Source organism: Pseudomonas sp. BP6 (assembly GCF_017875935.1).
Classification (GTDB): Bacteria; Pseudomonadota; Gammaproteobacteria; order Pseudomonadales; family Pseudomonadaceae; genus Aquipseudomonas; species Aquipseudomonas putida_Y.
In genome coordinates, this window is record NZ_JAGINI010000001.1 from 5488392 (window position 1) to 5505883 (window position 17492).

Here is a 17492-nt window from a genome sequence, read left to right on the forward strand (position 1 = left end):
TATATTGCAGGTGCCTCATGCCACGCCAGCTACCACCCCTGTATGCACTGCGCGCATTCGAAGCTGCCGCGCGGCTAAGCTCCTTCACCCGTGCGGGCGAAGAGCTTTCTATTACCCAAAGCGCCATCAGCCGGCATATCCGTACGTTGGAAGAGCATTTTGCCTGCCGCCTGTTCGTGCGCAGTGGCCGCAGCCTGCAACTTACCGAAGCGGGGCGGGTACTGCTGCCGGGCGTGCGCGAGGGCTTTGCGGCGTTTGAGCGGGCCTGCGAAACCTTGAGTGGTGAAGACGACATACTGCGCATGAAAGCCCCCTCGACCCTGACCATGCGCTGGTTGCTGGCGTGCCTCAGTCGCTTTCGCCACCTGCAACCGGGCAATGAGGTGCAGCTGACCAGTGCCTGGATGGATGTCGACCATGTGGACTTCCACCAGGAGCCGTTCGATTGCGCGGTGTTGCTCAGCGACGGGGTATTCCCGCCGGAGTGGGAGGTGCGCAAGCTGTTCCCTGAGTTGTTGATCCCGGTCGGCGCGCCGGACCTGCTCGACGAGGAACCCTGGAATGTGTGCAGGCTGGCCTCTGTCGAACTGCTGCACCCCACGGTGGACAAGCGTGACTGGCGGGAGTGGCTGGAGCGTATGGGGCTTGGCGACAAGGTATCGCTCAAGGGCGGCCAGGTGTTCGACACCCTGGAGCTGGGCATGATTGCCGCAGCGCGTGGCTACGGGATATCCATGGGCGACTTGCTGATGGTGGCCGAAGATGTGGCGCAGAAGCGCTTGAGCCTGCCATGGCCGACGGCGGTGCCCAGCGGCATGGATTACTACCTGGTGTGGCCGCGTACCCGCCCGGGTGGTGAGCGTTTGCGGCGGTTGAGTGCGTTTCTGGAAGACGAGGTGGCGGCGATGGATTTGCCGGATGTGGAAGTCTTGCCGCGTCTTTGATCACCTGCACCGGCCTCTTCGCGGGCTCGCCCGCTCCCACAGGTCGTATGCCCTGTACCTGTGGGAGCGGGCAAGCCCGCGAAGAGGCCGGTACAGATTTACATCGAGCCCAGATTCAACGCTTGTGCGCAGGCCTGCAGCGACCGGCGCTCGCTTTGCGCATACAGCGCCAGCTCATCCTGTACCTGCAACCCCAACGCCGCTTCGAACGCTTCGCGGTTGGCGTTGCTACCGTACTCGGCCTGCGCATCGTCGCCCAGGTTGGACTGGAAGATCCCCGCTGCGCTCACTGGCAGGAAGTCCTCGTACACCAGCGCCTCGAAGTGCACGTGGCCCGCGTCGATCAAGCCTTGCAGGGTGGTCGGGCGGCCTTCCTGGTCGCGTGCGGCCAGGCCTTTCTCGGTGGCGAAGTAGCGGAAATATGCAAGGCCTTGTTCGCGCATCTGCGCCAGGTCATCCGGGAATTCGGCAAAGTTTGCCTTCAGCAGCGCCATGTAACGCTCGGCATTGGCTTCGGCTGGAGCGCCACCCAGCGCAGCGCGGGTAGCGTCGAGCAACTTGTCGTAGAGCTGGCGACCTTTCGGCGTCAACGCTGCACCGCGTTGCTCGATTTCGCCAAAGCGTGCGGTGTGGCTGCCTTTGCTGCCTTGCTGGTCGCTGAAGGCGACCGTTTCCTGCAGAGCCTTGAAGCTGGTCTGGCGCAGCAGGATTGGGTGGCGGCGGGTGGGCGGGCCTTCAACCACGGCCTTCGGCGGGATACCCTTGGCCGGCATGCCGCGCTGGATTGCATCGATATCCAGGGTACGTGGGGTCAGGTGGTTGATGTGCGGGCCCTTGAAGGCCACCACATCGGCGATCAGGCGGTGTTGGTCGTGCAACTGCTGGTATTGCTCGGCAGTGACGGTAGCGTCCTGGTGCCAGCGGAAGGTGTGCAGCGCTTCCTGCACGAACGTCTCTGCATCCGCGGCGTCAAGGCCACCCTCGCGCTCACACTGGGCGATCAGTTCGAGGGCGCGGGCGGTGAAGATCTGGCGCTTGGCCAGGATGCCCTGTGCCAGCTCGCGCAACTGCGGGTTGTCGATCAGCTCCAGGCGCAGCAGCGAGGTGAACACACGGAACGGGCTGACATGCAGCGATTGCTCGTGCACCGCGCGGAAGGCAGTGGAATGCACCGGTACGCCAGCGGAGCTGAGGTCATAGTAGCCGACCGGCTGCATGCCCATGACGGCGAACAGGCGGGCGATGGTGGCCAGTTCTTCGGCGGTGCCGACGCGGATGGCGCCGTGGCGTTCCTGGTCAAGGCGCTCGATTTCGCCGGTCCAGCGCAGGGCCTCGGCCACTTCGGGTTGCCGGGCCATCACCTGCTGGTTGATTTCGCTCACCAGCTCCAGCAGCGTGCCGTACAGCGGCACTTCCTGTTTGTACATGAGCGACATGGCGGCAGAGAACTGCGCGCGGATGCTGTCTGGGCTGACGAAATCGTGGGCTGGCATCGCTAGCTTCCTGGTTGGGTTCGGACGCTTACATGAAAGCTGGGAATGCACTTTGCTCACAAGCGAAAAAAAGTGAGTGTGTCATTCCTTTTTTGATCGACCTCGACGGCCCTTTCACGGCTAAAGCCGCGCTTACGCGGTCCCCGTAGGAGCGGCTTTAGCCGCGAAGAGGCCCTCAAGCCTGTAGCTGTTCGTGGATCCACTCCACCAGCGCCCGCACCTTGGGCACCTCCGCCGCATGCTCGGCATACGCCAGGTAATGCGCCCCGGCGCTGCGCATCGCATGATTCCACGGCACCACCAGGCTACCTTCCGCCAGTTCCTTCGCCGCCAGATAGCGTGGCACCAGCGCCACCCCGCAGCCGGCCTGCGCCGCGCTCAACGCCATATAGAACGTATCGAAGCGCGGCCCGTGGTAGGCGCTGACGCTTTGCAGGCCCTGCTCCAGGAACCACTCATGCCAGGCCTCCGGGCGCGAGGTGCTTTGCAGCAGCACCAGCTCGGCCAGCTCCTCGGCACCGGCCAGCTTGCGCCCGGCCAGCAGCTCTGGCGCACACACCGGCACCACCTCTTCACGGAACAACTCCACGCAGGTGGCCCCGGGCCAGGTGCCCTGGCCATAGAAGAACACTACGTCAGCCGAGCCTTGCAGAAGGGCGAACGGTTCCATCTCGTTGCGAATGTCCAGGTGGATATTGCTGTGCCGTTTGCCAAAACCCTTCAGGTGCGGGATCAACCAGCGCACGCCAAAACTTGGTTGAGTGGCTACCTTCAATATTTCGGTCTGCTCGCCGTAGGTGAGTACGTAGCGGCTGGACATGTCCACCTGGGTGAGGATTTTGTTGACCTCGGCCAGGTACAGGCTGCCGGCCGGGGTCAGTTGCAAGCGCCGGCGGATGCGCAGGAACAGGTGGTGGCGCAGCATGTCCTCCAGCTGCGCCACCTGCTTGCTGACCGCGCTCTGGGTCAGGTGCAGTTCTTCAGCGGCACGGGTAAAACTCAGATGGCGGGCTGCAGCTTCAAAGCACTGCAGGGCGGTCATGGAGGGTACCAGGCGTTTTGACATAGCGGTCTCTGCGGCTCAAATCATTACCTGACGGAATGATATGCGGAATAAAGGTCGTTTGTTGTACCTATGTGATCGGATTAATACTGATCCACATCATTTTTCCACCCCATCACCGATGTAGGAGATGCACAAATGGTTGCTGGATTGCTCGAGCGCCTTGGCGTTGCCGCCGAGGCTTACACCCAGGGCGACTACCCTGTTCACACGCCGATCGACGGCAGCCAGATCGCCTCGGTGAAACTGCTCGGCAAGGCCGAGACCATCGCCCGCATCGATCAGGCCCAGAGCGCCTTCGAAGCCTGGCGCAGTGTGCCGGCTCCGCGCCGTGGCGAACTGGTGCGCCTGTTCGGCGAAGTGCTGCGTGAGCACAAGGCCGACCTCGGCGAGCTGGTCTCGATCGAAGCCGGCAAGATCACCCAGGAAGGCCTGGGCGAAGTGCAGGAAATGATCGACATCTGCGACTTCGCCGTAGGCCTGTCGCGCCAGCTGTACGGCCTGACCATCGCTTCCGAGCGCCCTGGCCACCACATGCGTGAAACCTGGCACCCGCTGGGCGTGGTCGGCGTCATCAGCGCCTTCAACTTCCCGGTTGCCGTGTGGGCCTGGAACACCGCGCTGGCGCTGGTGGCCGGCAACTCGGTGGTATGGAAGCCGTCCGAGAAAACTCCGCTGACCGCCCTGGCCTGCCAGGCGCTGTTCGAAAAAGCCCTGAAAGCCTTCGGCGATGCTCCGGCTGGCTTGGCACAACTGGTTATCGGCGGCCGTGAAGCTGGCGAAGCCATGGTCGACGACCCGCGCGTACCGCTGGTCAGCGCCACCGGCAGCACCCGCATGGGTCGCGAAGTCGGCCCACGCGTGGCTGCCCGCTTCGGCCGCAGCATCCTGGAGCTGGGTGGCAACAACGCCATGATCCTGGCCCCGAGCGCCGACCTGGACCTGGCCGTGCGTGGCATCCTGTTCTCGGCTGTCGGCACTGCCGGCCAGCGTTGCACCACCCTGCGCCGCCTGATCGTGCACCGCTCGATCAAGGACGAAGTGGTTGCCCGCGTCAAAGCCGCCTACGGCAAAGTGCGCATCGGCGACCCACGTAAAGACAACCTGGTAGGCCCGCTGATCGACAAGCAGTCGTTCGACGCCATGCAAGGTGCACTGGCCAAGGCCCGTGACGAAGGTGGCCAGGTATTTGGTGGCGAGCGTCAGTTGGCCGACCAGTACCCGAACGCCTACTACGTTTCGCCAGCCATTGCTGAAATGCCGGCGCAGAGTGACGTGGTGCGCCACGAAACCTTCGCCCCGATCCTGTATGTGCTGGCCTATGACGACTTCGAAGAGGCCCTGCGCCTGAACAACGAAGTGCCACAAGGCCTGTCGTCCTGCATCTTCACCACCGACATCCGTGAGGCCGAGCGCTTCCAGAGCGCCTCGGGCAGCGACTGTGGTATCGCCAACGTCAACATCGGCACCAGCGGCGCCGAGATCGGCGGTGCGTTTGGTGGCGAGAAGGAAACGGGCGGTGGCCGTGAGTCGGGCTCGGATGCCTGGAAAGGCTACATGCGTCGCCAGACCAACACCGTGAACTACTCGCGTGAGCTGCCGCTGGCGCAGGGTATCGTGTTCGACTGATGTATTGATGCTGCATGGCCGGGGGCCTGGCCCCCGGTTCGCGGGTAGACCCGCTCCTACAGGGTTCGTCCAAGCGACACCGACCCCTGTAGGAGCGGGTTTACCCGCGAATGGGCCGCCTTGCGGCCCCAACAAGAACAAATTGCTGGAGCCGGCCATGTCCGAACTGCGTCAACAATGCTTGTGGGAACACGTCAGCAAACCGACCGTCGCCGCCCAGGCCCTGGCCGGTGAGCACAAGGCCGATGTCTGCGTGATCGGCGGCGGTATTACCGGCCTGTCGGCGGCCATCCACCTGCTCGAACAGGGCAAGTCGGTGATCGTGCTGGAGGCCTGGCAGATCGGCCACGGTGGCTCCGGGCGCAACGTCGGCCTGGTCAACGCCGGCACCTGGATCCGCCCCGACGACGTCGAGGCCACCCTTGGCCAGAAGCAGGGCAGCCGACTGAACAAGGTGCTTGGCGAAGCCCCGGCTGAAGTGTTCGCCATGATCGAGCGCCTCGGCATCGATTGCCAGGCCCAGCACAAAGGCACGCTGCACATGGCGCACAACGCCACCGGCATCGCCGACCTCGAAGCGCGTCACGAACAATGGCGCCGCCGAGGTGCCGACGTCGAGCTGCTGACTGGCGCCCAGTGCCAGGAATACTGCGGTACCGACAAGATTTCCGCTGCGCTGCTTGATCGCCGCGCCGGCACCATCAACCCCATGGGCTACACCCAGGGCCTGGCGGCCGCCGTGGCGCGCCTGGGCGGCAAGATTTTCCAGCAGTCTTCGGTCGAAGGCCTGGAGCGTGAGGGGGATGGCTGGCGGGTGAAGACTGCGCGTGGCGCTGTGCGCGCCGAAAAGGTGGTGATTTCCACCGGCGCCTACACCGAAGGCGACTGGAGCAACCTGCAGAAGCAGTTTTTCCGTGGTTACTACTATCAGGTAGCCTCCAAACCGCTGCAGGGCGCTGCAGCCGACAAGGTGCTGCCACATGGCCAAGGTTCGTGGGACACCCGCACCGTACTCAGCAGCATCCGCCGCGACGACCAGGGCCGCCTGCTGCTCGGCAGCCTGGGCCGGGTAGACAACAAGCCAGCCTGGTTCGTGCGTAGCTGGGCCGACCGCATCCAGAGCCACTATTACCCCGAGCTGGGCAAAGTCGAGTGGGAAATGCACTGGACCGGTTGCATCGACTTCACCCCCGACCACCTGATGCGCCTGTTCGAGCCGGCGCCGGGGCTGGTGGCGGTAACCGGGTACAACGGGCGGGGTAACACAACCGGCACCGTGATCGGGCGTGCGTTTGCTGAGTTCCTGCTCAAGGGCGAGGCGGACAGCCTGCCCATTCCGTTCTCGCCGATGAGCGGCGTGAGCGCGCCTTCGCTGCGTACGGCGTTCTATGAGTCCGGGTTCTCGCTGTACCACGCGGGTCAGTGCCTGAGGGTTGTGTTGTAGCTGCTGGCCTCTTCGCGGGTGAACCCGCTCCTACGCGCGGAGCGGGGGGCACAGATCGGTGGCCCGGCGCAGGCCATTGTGTAGAAGCGGGTTCACCCGCGAAAGGGCCGGACCTGCTGGCCAATTTCCAAAGGCCGATCACCGTTGCCGCCGCTACCGTCTTCGCGGGTAAACCCGCTCCTACGCGCGGAGCGGGGGGCACACATCGGTGGCCCGGCGCAGGCCATTGTGTAGGAGCGGGTTCACCCGCGAAAGGGCCGGGCCTGCTGGCCAATTTCCAAAGGCCGATCACCGTTGCCGCCGCTACCGTCTTCGCGGGTAAACCCGCTCCTACGCGCGGAGCGGGGGGCACACATCGGTGGCCCGGCGCAGGCCATTGTGTAGGAGCGGGTTCACCCGCGAAAGGGCCGGGCCTGCTGGCCAATTTCCAAAGGCCGATCACCGTTGCCGCCGCTACCGTCTTCGCGGGTAAACCCGCTCCTACAGGCGACCGCGCAGGTTGTTCAAATTTTGAGCAAGACAGTTGCGCCTGTTTAGCGCCTGAGAGGTCTGTGGTGAACATGTGAGCGGGTTTACCCGCGAAGAAGCCAGCACAGGCTCACGTGTGCGACCAACCATGGAAGCCGCCCTTCTTGATTGAAGCCGGCTTCTGCAGCGACAACGACTCCCGGCTCTGTCGCCGAACCGCTGCAACTTGCTCACGCCGTCGGCAGCTCTTCACGCTGCTGCAAACAACTCTTCATCTGCTCCTTGTCGATCCGTTACAGCACGCAGTTGGTCAGCGTGTGGAATTCGGCCAGTCAACCCATTACGTTCTTCATCGTTCCTAAAACAGAACGCTAAAGCCAAAAACCGCTATCTACCGCTCCAAAGGTGATGGTTTTAATCTTCTCCCATCAACGCGAAACACCCAGCTGACTGAACATCAAAACCTTAGGAGCAACGACCATGACCAACTTCAAATACAACCGCCTGAACAAAGACGACGCCGCTGTGCTGCTGGTCGATCACCAGGCTGGTCTGTTGTCGCTGGTGCGCGACATCGAGCCGGACGCGTTCAAGAACAACGTGCTGGCCCTGGCCGACCTGGCCAAGTTCTTCAACCTGCCGACCATTCTCACCACCAGCTTCGAGCAAGGCCCCAACGGCCCACTGGTACCGGAGCTGAAAGCCCTGTTCCCGGACGCTCCGTACATTGCCCGCCCTGGCCAGATCAACGCCTGGGACAACGAAGACTTCGTCAAGGCCGTGAAAGCCACTGGCAAGAAGCAGCTGATCATTGCCGGTGTGGTGACTGAGGTCTGTGTAGCTTTCCCGGCCCTGTCGGCCCTGGAAGAAGAGTTCGACGTGTTCGTGGTCACTGATGCCTCCGGCACCTTCAACGCCATGACCCGCGACGCTGCCCACGACCGCATGAGCCAGGCGGGTGCCCAGCTGATGACTTGGTTCGGCGTGGCCTGTGAGCTGCACCGCGACTGGCGCAACGACATCGAAGGCCTGGCCGCGCTGTGCTCCAACCACATCCCGGACTACCGCAACCTGATGACCAGCTACAACGCGTTCAACGCCGGCAAGTAAGCCGACCCGCCCCGGGCGCCGTGAGTCGGTGCCCGCGCAGGGCAGCACACCCATCCAATCCTCCGCCCGTTCGCCGTTGCACAGTGAATGCGGGCAAGCTCATCCCAAGGAACGCCGATGAACACCGCACTCCATGACAACCGCGAAGTGGTGACCGTATGCCTGCAACACAAGGTGCTTGATAGCTCGCCGGGCACCCCGGCGTTGCAACCGCCGCGTTGGAAGCAGGCACTGCTGACCTACCTGGTGATCTGCCCGATGACCATGGTCATCCCGCAACTGCTGGCGCCGCTGTTTGCACGCTTCCCGCAGTTGGGCGGCGTAATCACCGGCAACCTGATCGTCAACCTGTTCGTCATCCTGCCCGTGGTGTTCTACATCATGCCTTGGGTAACCCGCCGCTGCGCCAACTGGCTGCGCGGCTGAGCCGACGCCTTCACCTGGAAACTTTCAAGGAGATACCGCTATGAGCATGTTCGTTACCCGCGATGGCACTTCGATCTACTTCAAGGACTGGGGCAGCGGCAAACCTGTGCTGTTCAGCCACGGCTGGCCGCTGGACGCCGACATGTGGGATTCGCAGATGGAGTTCCTGGCCAGCCGCGGTTACCGCGCCATCGCCTTCGACCGCCGGGGTTTCGGGCGCTCGAGCCAGCCGTGGAGCGGTTACGACTACGACACCTTCGCCGATGACATTGCCCAGCTGATCGAACACCTCGACCTGCGCGACGTCACCCTGGTGGGCTTCTCGATGGGGGGCGGTGATGTCAGCCGCTACATCGCCCGCCACGGCAGCGAGCGGGTGGCCGGGCTGGTGTTGCTGGGCGCGGTGACGCCAGTGTTCGGCAAGCGTGACGACAACCCTGACGGTGTCGACCTATCGGTGTTCGAGGGCATCCGGGCCGGCCTGCGTGCCGACCGCGCACAATTCATCGCCGATTTCGCCACGCCGTTCTACGGCCTGAACCATGGGCAGCAGGTGTCCCAGGGTGTGCAGACGCAGACCCTGAACATTGCGCTGATGGCGTCAATCAAAGGCACCCTGGACTGTGTGACGGCCTTCTCGGAGACCGATTTCCGTCCGGACATGGCCAAGGTCGATGTGCCGACGTTGGTGATCCATGGCGATGACGACCAGATCGTGCCGTTCGAGACCACCGGCAAGCAGGCGGCGGAGCTGATTCGCGGCGCCGAGCTGAAGGTGTATGCCGGGGCGCCGCACGGGTTTGCGGTGACCCATGCACAGCAACTGAATGAGGACCTGCTGGCGTTCCTTCAGCGGTAAATGTGGGAAACATTCGCGGGTGAACCCGCTCCTGCGGACGTTGCAGGAGCGGGTTTACCCGCGAAGAGGCCGGCCCAGGCAGCAAAAAGCTTGACCAGGGCTAACCTTCTTCAACCCACCGCACATCCATTCAAGCCCAGGCCTTGCATCAACCGGCATGCTTCGCAGTCCCCCTGCCGGCCCCTAGTCGGAGAAGCCCATGTCCCAGGATCGCAACGACAAGACCCGTCGCCAGTTCCTCGCCACCAGCACTGTGCTCGGTGCCGCCGGCGCACTCTGGTCCGCATTGCCTTTTACCGGCCAAGCCGGTTCCGCTCACGCATCCACGCAAGGAGGTTCCATGACCGCCGACCTGATTCTGTTCAACGGCAAACTGCACACCGTTGACCGCGAAAAGCCCACCGCGACTGCTGTCGCCATCAAGGACGGCCGTTTCATCGCCGTGGGCAGCGACGCCGAGGCCATGGCCCACAAGGGTGCCGCCACGCAGATCATCGACCTCAAGCAACGCACGGTGATCCCGGGTCTCAATGACTCGCACCTGCACCTGATCCGTGGCGGTCTGAACTACAACCTCGAGCTGCGTTGGGAAGGGGTACCGTCGGTGGCCGATGCCCTGCGCATGCTCAAGGACCAGGCGGCGCGCACGCCCACCCCGCAGTGGGTGCGCGTGGTCGGTGGCTGGAACGAATTCCAGTTCGCCGAAAAGCGCATGCCCACCCTTGAAGAAATCAACCAGGCCGCACCCGACACCCCGGTGTTCCTGCTGCACCTGTACGACCGCGCGTTGCTCAACCGCGCCGCACTCAAGGCCGTTGGCTACACCAAGGACACACCGAACCCGCCGGGTGGCGAGATCCAGCGCGACAAGTTCGGCAACCCGACCGGCATGCTGATCGCCCGCCCGAACGCGATGATTCTCTACGCTACGCTGGCCAAGGGGCCTAAGCTGCCGCTGGAGTATCAGGTCAACTCCACTCGCCAGTTCATGCGTGAGCTCAACCGGCTGGGCCTGACCAGCGCCATCGACGCCGGCGGCGGCTACCAGAACTTCCCCGACGACTACTCCGTGATCCAGGAGCTGGCCGACAACGATCAATTGACCGTACGCATCGCCTACAACCTGTTCACCCAGAAGCCCAAGGAAGAACTCGACGATTTCAAGAAGTGGACCTCCAGCGTCAAGCTGCACAGCGGTACCGACTTCTTGCGCCACAATGGCGCTGGCGAAATGCTGGTGTTCTCTGCCGCCGACTTCGAAGACTTCCTCGAGCCGCGCCCAGACCTGCCGCAAACCATGGAAGAAGAGCTGGAGCCGGTGGTGCGCCACTTGGTCGAGCAGCGCTGGCCATTTCGCCTGCACGCCACCTACAACGAATCGATCACGCGCATGCTCGACGTGTTCGAGAAGGTCAACCGTGACATTCCATTCAACGGCCTGCCCTGGTTCTTCGACCACGCCGAAACCATCACCCCGCATAACATCGAACGCGTGCGAGCGCTGGGCGGTGGTATTGCCATCCAGGACCGCATGGCCTTTCAGGGTGAATACTTCGTCGACCGCTACGGCGCCAAAGCCGCCGAGCAGACCCCGCCGATCAAGCGCATGCTCGAGATGGGCGTGCCGGTGGGCGCGGGTACCGACGCCACTCGGGTGTCCAGCTACAACCCATGGACTTCACTGTACTGGCTGGTCAGTGGCAAGACGGTCGGTGGCATGGAGCTGTACCCGGAAGGTCTGAGCCGTGACACCGCGCTGCAACTGTTCACCCAGGGCAGCGCCTGGTTTTCCAGCGAGCAAGGCAAGAAAGGCCAGATCAAGGTGGGCCAGCTGGCTGACCTGGCCGCGTTGTCGCTGGACTTCTTCAGTGTCGATGAGGAAGCGATCAAGTGTATCGAATCAGTGTTGACCATCGTTGATGGCAAGGTGGTGTACGGTGCTGGTGAGTTCGACAAGCTTGGCCCGCCGCAGGTGCCGGTGCTGCCCGAGTGGTCGCCGGTGACCAAGGTGCCGGGGCACTGGCGTGTCGGTACGCCATCTTTGGCAGCCACCGTGCACCAGTGCAGCGGGCCTTGTGGTGTGCATGCGCACAGCCACGAAAAGGCGCGGCATTCGAGCGTGCCGGTAAATGACTTCCAGGGCTTCTGGGGGGCGCTGGGCTGTTCGTGCTTCGCTTTCTAAGCTGAGCTGATGTGACGAACGGGGGCCAATAACTGGCCCCTTTCTTGTGTCTTCAGTGCCGGCCCTTTCGCGGGTAAACCCGCTCCTACAACGGCCTGTTTCCAACGTCCGGTGTGTGTCTACCGCAGATCATGTGTAGGAGCGGGTTCACCCGCGAATGGGCCGTAAGGGCCGGCATCAATGGTGTGCCTTATGCTCCCCACCAGCCAATAGATGCCGAATCCGCACCTCAACCCCATCGGTCTGCAGCACCCTGACCCGCGCCTCGATCTTCAGTTCGCCACGGGTCACCCGATGGTGATGCCGCAGATGCTCCAGCCACGATTCCTCGAAGAAGAACTCCAGCCACAGCGCCGGATCAGCACTGTCCCGCATCAACCCCCACGACAATGCGCCATTGCGCTTGCGCATCGCTTCCAGCTCTCGCGCCGCCTGCTGGAAGGCCTCGGCTTTGGTGGGGGCGATGTGGTACTCGACGGTGACCATCACCGGTCCGACTTCCTTGTCCATGTCATCGCTCAGCACCGGCACCGGCCAATGCAGCGACGGCGTCAGCTCCTCTGCCTCGGTTTCCGGCAGCGTCACCTTGCAGGTCAGCAAGGTACCCAGCGCCAGGCCGCCTGCGGCCAGCAGCAGGCTGAAGGTGAGCGTTGCATGGCTGGCCAGCGTGCCCCACAGCAGGCCGCCACAGGCCATGGCGCCGAAGAAGATCAGAATGTATACCGACAAAGCCCGCGCCCTTACCCAGGCTGGCACCGAAGTCTGCGCAGCCACTTGCAGGTTGGACAGCACCGCGATCCACGCCGCGCCGCTGAGCAGCATCGCTGGCAGCAGCACATAGAAGTTGCGCACCAGCGCCAGGGCCAGCAGGAACAGGGCATACAGCAGGCTGGCCAGTAACACCAGGCGGTCACGGCTGATGCGCTCACGCAGGCGCGGCAGCAAGGTGGCACCCGCCACTGCGCCAATACCGATGGCCGCCAGCAGCAGGCCGAAGTCCGCTGCGGTGCCGCGCATCTCGCCACGCACGATCAGCGGCAGCAGTGAAGTGCCGGCGCTGGCGCAGAAAAAGAACGCCAACGCGCGTAGCATCACGGCCTGCAAAGGCTTGGCGCTGCGGGCAAAGCGCAACCCGGTGCGCATGGCGCCAACGAAGCGTTCGGCCGGCAGCAGTGGTTCCTTCACCTCGCGCTTCCACAGGAACAACACCAGGATCACACCCGCGAACGAGATGGCATTCAGGGCAAAGGTCAGCCACGGGCCTACCATGCTCACCACCACCCCCGCCAGTGCCGGGCCGATGGCCCGTGACACGTTGATGCCGACACTGGAAAGCGCCACCGCGTTGGCCAGGTCCTCCTTGCCCACCAGTTCCGGTGTCAGTGCGCTCCACGCCGGCATCATCAGCGCTGTACCAATGCCCAGTGCCAGGGTCAGCACCAGCAGCAAGGTGACGTTCATCATCCCGAGCAACGTCAGGGCCGCCAGCACCACCGCTACGCAAGACATCCACAGCTGCACCAGCAACAGGTAGCGGCGTTTGTCGACGATGTCCGCCGCTGCGCCGGCCGGCAGGGCCAGGAAGAACATCGGCAGCGAGCCGGCTACCTGGATCAACGCCACGTGCAGCGGGCTGGCCGACAGCGTGGTCATCAGCCAGCCTGCGCCCACCTCGTGCATCCAGGTGCCGATGTTGGAGGCGATGGTGGCGACCCACAGCATGCGGAAGGTGGTGTTACGCAACGGGCTCCAGGCACCTGAAGGGGATGTACTCATGTCAGAAGCTGCCTTTGAGTGGGTATTCGATGATCAGGTAAATGCGGTCGATATCACCGCCCGCCTGGGCCTGGTTGGCGCGGTGGCTGACGTGGGAGAACGACAGGCTCAGGTCCTTGGCAGCCCCTGACTGCACCACGTATTTCAGGTCGATATCGCGTTCCCAGTGCTTGCCGCCGTCGCCGTACTGGTTCACATAGATGCCGCCCGCAGGCGCATGGCTGCCGTCGATGCCGCGGCCGATGACATAGCGGCCCATCAGGCTCAGGCCAGGTACACCGAGGGTGGCGAAGTTCAGGTCGTAGCGCAGTTGCCACGAGTGCTCGCCAGGGCCGTTGAAGTCGGCGTACTTGATCGCGTTGGCCAGGTAGATCGAGTCGCCGCCGACAAAGTCGAAAGGCGTGTTGCCCTCGACCTTCTGGTAGGCCAGGCTCAGCGCCTGGGCGCCGAAGCTGTACCTGGCCAGCAGGCTGTAGGCGAGGGTGTCGATCGCCCCTGCGCTGGCGTTACCGGTGTCGCGGGTTTTGTACAGGTTGCCGTCCAGGCGCCAGTTGCCCTCGGCCAGGTTCAGGTTGAGGTAGGCCTGGCGCCAGGTGTTTTCCAACTGCCCGGCATACAGTGCGGCGCCGAACGGCCCGTTGGGCGCGAAGGTGGCACCGGCCAGGCTGATGGCCCGGTTGTGGGTGCTGGCGCCGTAGCCGCTGAAGTCGTCGTGGGTGGAACTGTTGTCCTGGTTGTTGAAGGCAGTGAAACGCCCGGCCTGCAGGCGCCAGTCGGGCAGGTCGGTGTTTTCCACCAGCCAGCCGGTGGCGTATTCCGGGTGCAGGCGTTTGTCACCGGTGTCGAACACCGGGGTTTCCACCATCATCTCGCCATAGCGCAACCGGGTGTTGCCTAGCTGCAGTTTGAGCGCGACCCCGGCGCTGGAGTACTCGGATTCGGCGCGGCCATCGCTGTTGCGTGGCAGCAGGCCGGTGCCGGCATGGCCGCGGCCGCCGTCGAGCTTGAGGCCAAGAAAGCCATGGGCATCGATGCCGACGCCGACAGTGCCTTCGGTGAAACCGGAACGCACCTCGCCGATGAAGCCTTGGGCCCATTCCTGGCGGTAGTTCTGGCCACTGCCGGAGGGCGAGCGGAAGTCACTGTGCAGGAAATAGTTGCGGCTGAGCAGCGACCAGCCGGGTTCATCGGCCTGGCTGAGCGCCGGCCAGAGGGCGAGGGTGGCGAGCAGGGCGCGGCCTGGTCCGTGAGTGGCGCGGATCATGAGGGGCTCCGGGGGATGATCCGGGAGTGTGGAAGAAGAGTAGACCCAAGGTCTTGTAAGGGTGTGCTGGGTGGGGATTTGCATTGCCTGTACCGGCCCTTTCGCGGCTAAAGCCGCTCCTACAGGGCCACCACCGGCCCCGAGCCTTGTGCAAATACCAGTGGGAGCGGGCATGCCCGCGAAGAGGCCGGGTCAGCCAGTCGGGACCTCAAGCCATGTCGCTGATGGCAAATTCCTCAGCCAGATGGTCGATCAGTGCCCGCACCGACGGCAGCAACCCTCGCCGCGATGGGAAGATTGCATGCACGATACCGCAGCGCGGGTGCCAGTCCGGAATCAGCTCAACCAGACGTCCCGCCGCCAGATCCTCACGCACCGCCACCCGCGGCAAGTGGGCGATCCCCACTCCGGCCACCACGAAATGGCGCAGGGCAAACAGGTCGTCAGTCACCATGCGTGGTGTATGCGGGATGACAATACGGCGGCTGTTGTCCTCACCCTGGAACAGTTCCCACTGGTACTCGCGCTGGGCACTGCCCCAATGCACGCTGGGTAGCGTGCCCAGCAACTGTGGGTCAAACCCTTTGGGCAGTTGCGCCAGGTATTGAGGCTGGCCGACCAGGCACTGGGTGCTGTTACTCAGCACCTTCATCACCATGTCGGTGTTCTCCAGCGGCGGAAAGCGCACCCGCAGGGCGATGTCGAAACCCTCATGCAGCAGGTCGACGCGGCGGTTGGTGCTTTCGATGAACAGTTCCACCTGCGGGTACTTGAGCATGTAGCGGGTCAGCATCGGCCCGACCCAGGAGTTGAGCAGGGTGGTCGGGCAACTGATGCGCACCAGGCCGCGCGGTTCGCTGCGGTTGCGCTCGATTATTTCCGCCGCGCCCTCTGCCTCCACACGCATGGCCAGACAACGGTTGTAGTAGGCCTGGCCGATCTCGGTCAGCGAGCAGTGGCGGCTGGTGCGGTTCAGCAGCCGCACGCCCAGACGGTCTTCAAGGTCGGCGATTCGCCGGCTGAGTTTTGACTTGGGCATGTCCAGCGCCCGGCCGGCCGGGGCGAAGCCGCCATGTTCGACGACCTGGGTGAAGTAGTAGAGGGAGTTGAGGTCTTCCAATGATCGGTCTCCGGGTATTTGGTTGCCTTTGCCGGCCTCTTCGCGGCTGAAGCCGCTCCTACAGGGTTATGCGGTCCGTGTAGGAGCGGCTTTAGCCGCGAAGAGGCCGGCACAGCCCCCGACAAATCCATCGTTCATAAATCAGAACGCTAAAGCCAGATTCTGCTAACTACCGCCGCAAAGGTGATGATTTTAATCTGTGCCCATCAACGCGAAACACCCCGGATTGCTGAAAAATTCATAACCCTTAGGAGCACAGACCATGAGCAAATTCACCTACAACCGCCTGAACAAAGACGACGCTGCCGTACTGCTGGTCGACCACCAGGCTGGCCTGCTGTCCCTGGTGCGCGATATCGAGCCGGACAAGTTCAAGAACAACGTGCTGGCGCTGGCTGACCTGGCCAAGTTCTTCAACCTGCCGACCATCCTCACCACCAGCTTCGAGCAAGGCCCCAACGGCCCGCTGGTGCCGGAACTGAAAGCCCTGTTCCCGGATGCGCCGTACATTGCCCGCCCTGGCCAGATCAACGCCTGGGACAACGAAGACTTCGTCAAGGCCGTGAAAGCTACCGGCAAGAAGCAACTGATCATCGCCGGCGTTGTGACTGAAGTGTGCGTAGCTTTCCCGGCCCTGTCTGCCCTGGAAGAAGAGTTTGACGTGTTCGTGGTGACTGATGCTTCCGGCACTTTCAACGAAATGACCCGCGATGCTGCCCATGACCGCATGAGCCAGGCGGGTGCGCAACTGATGACCTGGTTCGGCGTGGCCTGCGAGCTGCACCGCGACTGGCGCAACGATGTCGAAGGGCTGGCTGCACTTTGCTCCAACCACATTCCGGATTATCGCAACCTGATGACCAGCTATAACGCGCTGACTGCGGGTAAGTAACACTAAGTAACCTGATGGGTAGCCTCCCCTTGGGGCTACCGTTGACTTGATCGTAGAGTGTTGTTAGCGTTTGAACTGAGCGCGAAACCAGCTGCCATTCAGCGGTAAAAGCTGGCGTAGGAACCCCGTCGATGGCTGAATCATCAGCGTCGGGTGAGACCTCCACACCCCTGCTTGAGGGTGTGTATATGAATATCAAGCGCAAATACAGGGCCACTGGTGACAGTGGCCCTTTTCTTTTCTTGGCAGAAAATTGTACCGCTTGTAGAGCAGCAGCCCGTGGCGATGTTTGTTCAGTGCTTTTGCATCGCACTGCATGAAATTCCACAGCGTTTTGCCGTTGTCGAGGGTCACGATTACCAGCATCTGGCGCCTGGTTTCGTAGACGCCGATGAAGGCCAGCCTGAAAGTGTCATTGGTGTAAGCGACCTGCCATACCTCAAATAGTCCGATTAACGTATCCAGCGCTACCTTTACATAGCGTTCCCGGGCGTCCTGTCTCTTCTCGACGATGTGGTAGATACAGCTGCGCTGAATCCGGATGTCGCCCAGTGGGCTGCTGATGCTGACTACCTCAACGTTTTCGCTGTCCAAGCCCAGATGCAGTGCAGCAACCTCGACTGCAGCGTCATGCGAATCAGCAGGCGCTAGTTCTTCGATAGCCTGGGCGCGTAGTTCACGCGCAAGTGTTCTGAGGTCGGGTAATTGTTCGTCCAGCCAGGAGTTCTGGCCTTTCTTTTCGGCATTTTTTGCGGCTGGGCTGTTGGGGCTCAATGAAATACCTGACTGGGAACAGTCGCTGATGTGGCGGCGGCCAGGTAA

At 62.9% G+C, this 17492-nt stretch carries 14 protein-coding genes and 1 pseudogene; 8 read left to right on the forward strand and 7 right to left on the reverse strand.

The window, feature by feature from the left end; translation table 11 throughout:
* The first annotated feature begins 17 nt into the window (after window positions 1-17).
* Entirely contained in the window at window positions 18-944 is a 927-nt protein-coding gene (locus J3A98_RS24940; RefSeq protein ID WP_209969172.1) for a LysR substrate-binding domain-containing protein, read from the forward strand.
* A gap of 98 nt (window positions 945-1042) precedes the next feature.
* Here J3A98_RS24940 and J3A98_RS24945 read toward each other — a convergent pair whose 3' ends face one another.
* Both J3A98_RS24945 and J3A98_RS24950 read right to left on the reverse strand, forming a co-directional pair.
* Window positions 1043-2437, reverse strand: a complete 1395-nt coding sequence (locus J3A98_RS24945) for a VOC family protein (protein ID WP_209969175.1) — start codon at window positions 2435-2437, stop codon at window positions 1043-1045.
* Window positions 2438-2612: 175 nt separating this feature from the next.
* Window positions 2613-3503 carry a LysR family transcriptional regulator gene (locus J3A98_RS24950; RefSeq protein ID WP_209969177.1) on the reverse strand — a complete coding sequence of 297 codons (891 nt, stop codon included), beginning with the start codon at window positions 3501-3503 and terminating at the stop codon, window positions 2613-2615.
* 135 nt (window positions 3504-3638) lie between these two features.
* Between J3A98_RS24950 and J3A98_RS24955 the strand changes: the two genes are divergently transcribed.
* Both J3A98_RS24955 and J3A98_RS24960 read left to right on the forward strand, forming a co-directional pair.
* Window positions 3639-5129, forward strand: coding sequence for an aldehyde dehydrogenase family protein (locus tag J3A98_RS24955; RefSeq protein WP_003253547.1), 1491 nt, complete (start codon window positions 3639-3641; stop codon window positions 5127-5129).
* A 157-nt stretch (window positions 5130-5286) separates the two neighbouring features.
* Entirely contained in the window at window positions 5287-6573 is a 1287-nt protein-coding gene (locus tag J3A98_RS24960; RefSeq protein WP_209969179.1) for an FAD-binding oxidoreductase, read from the forward strand.
* Window positions 6574-7171: 598 nt separating this feature from the next.
* On the opposite strand, the pseudogene J3A98_RS27220 reads toward J3A98_RS24960, so the two are convergent.
* Window positions 7172-7406: pseudogene (locus tag J3A98_RS27220) on the reverse strand (hypothetical protein); the annotation flags it as partial.
* 115 nt (window positions 7407-7521) lie between these two features.
* Here J3A98_RS27220 and ycaC (J3A98_RS24965) point away from each other — a divergent pair.
* From ycaC (J3A98_RS24965) to J3A98_RS24980, 4 genes are all read left to right on the forward strand, one after another.
* The gene (gene ycaC, locus J3A98_RS24965) at window positions 7522-8151 is read left to right on the forward strand and encodes an isochorismate family cysteine hydrolase YcaC (protein WP_019096461.1); all 630 of its coding nucleotides are present in this window, start codon (window positions 7522-7524) and stop codon (window positions 8149-8151) included.
* A 117-nt stretch (window positions 8152-8268) separates the two neighbouring features.
* Window positions 8269-8577 (forward strand): hypothetical protein, encoded by a 309-nt coding sequence (locus tag J3A98_RS24970; protein ID WP_176682857.1) that lies wholly within the window; start codon window positions 8269-8271, stop codon window positions 8575-8577.
* Window positions 8578-8617: 40 nt separating this feature from the next.
* Window positions 8618-9436: an alpha/beta hydrolase gene (locus J3A98_RS24975; protein ID WP_209969182.1), complete on the forward strand. Its 819-nt coding sequence runs from the start codon at window positions 8618-8620 to the stop codon at window positions 9434-9436.
* Window positions 9437-9776: 340 nt separating this feature from the next.
* Entirely contained in the window at window positions 9777-11618 is a 1842-nt protein-coding gene (locus J3A98_RS24980; protein WP_209969949.1) for an amidohydrolase, read from the forward strand.
* A 177-nt stretch (window positions 11619-11795) separates the two neighbouring features.
* On the opposite strand, the gene J3A98_RS24985 is transcribed toward J3A98_RS24980, so the two are convergent.
* The 3 genes from J3A98_RS24985 to J3A98_RS24995 form a co-directional block, all read right to left on the reverse strand.
* Window positions 11796-13394 (reverse strand): MFS transporter, encoded by a 1599-nt coding sequence (locus J3A98_RS24985; RefSeq protein ID WP_209969187.1) that lies wholly within the window; start codon window positions 13392-13394, stop codon window positions 11796-11798.
* Between the two features lies 1 nt (window position 13395).
* Window positions 13396-14658, reverse strand: coding sequence for an OprD family porin (locus J3A98_RS24990; RefSeq protein WP_209969190.1), 1263 nt, complete (start codon window positions 14656-14658; stop codon window positions 13396-13398).
* A 208-nt stretch (window positions 14659-14866) separates the two neighbouring features.
* A complete protein-coding gene (locus tag J3A98_RS24995) occupies window positions 14867-15778 on the reverse strand; it encodes a LysR substrate-binding domain-containing protein (protein ID WP_209969193.1) in 912 nt (303 codons plus the stop codon).
* 262 nt (window positions 15779-16040) lie between these two features.
* Here J3A98_RS24995 and ycaC (J3A98_RS25000) point away from each other — a divergent pair, with 262 nt between their 5' ends.
* A complete protein-coding gene (ycaC, locus tag J3A98_RS25000; RefSeq protein ID WP_012274792.1) occupies window positions 16041-16670 on the forward strand; it encodes an isochorismate family cysteine hydrolase YcaC in 630 nt (209 codons plus the stop codon).
* A gap of 195 nt (window positions 16671-16865) precedes the next feature.
* Here ycaC (J3A98_RS25000) and J3A98_RS25005 read toward each other — a convergent pair whose 3' ends face one another.
* On the reverse strand, window positions 16866-17444 hold the full coding sequence (locus J3A98_RS25005; RefSeq protein WP_209969196.1) for a PBECR2 nuclease fold domain-containing protein: 579 nt from the start codon (window positions 17442-17444) through the stop codon (window positions 16866-16868).
* Window positions 17445-17492: the final 48 nt, after the last annotated feature.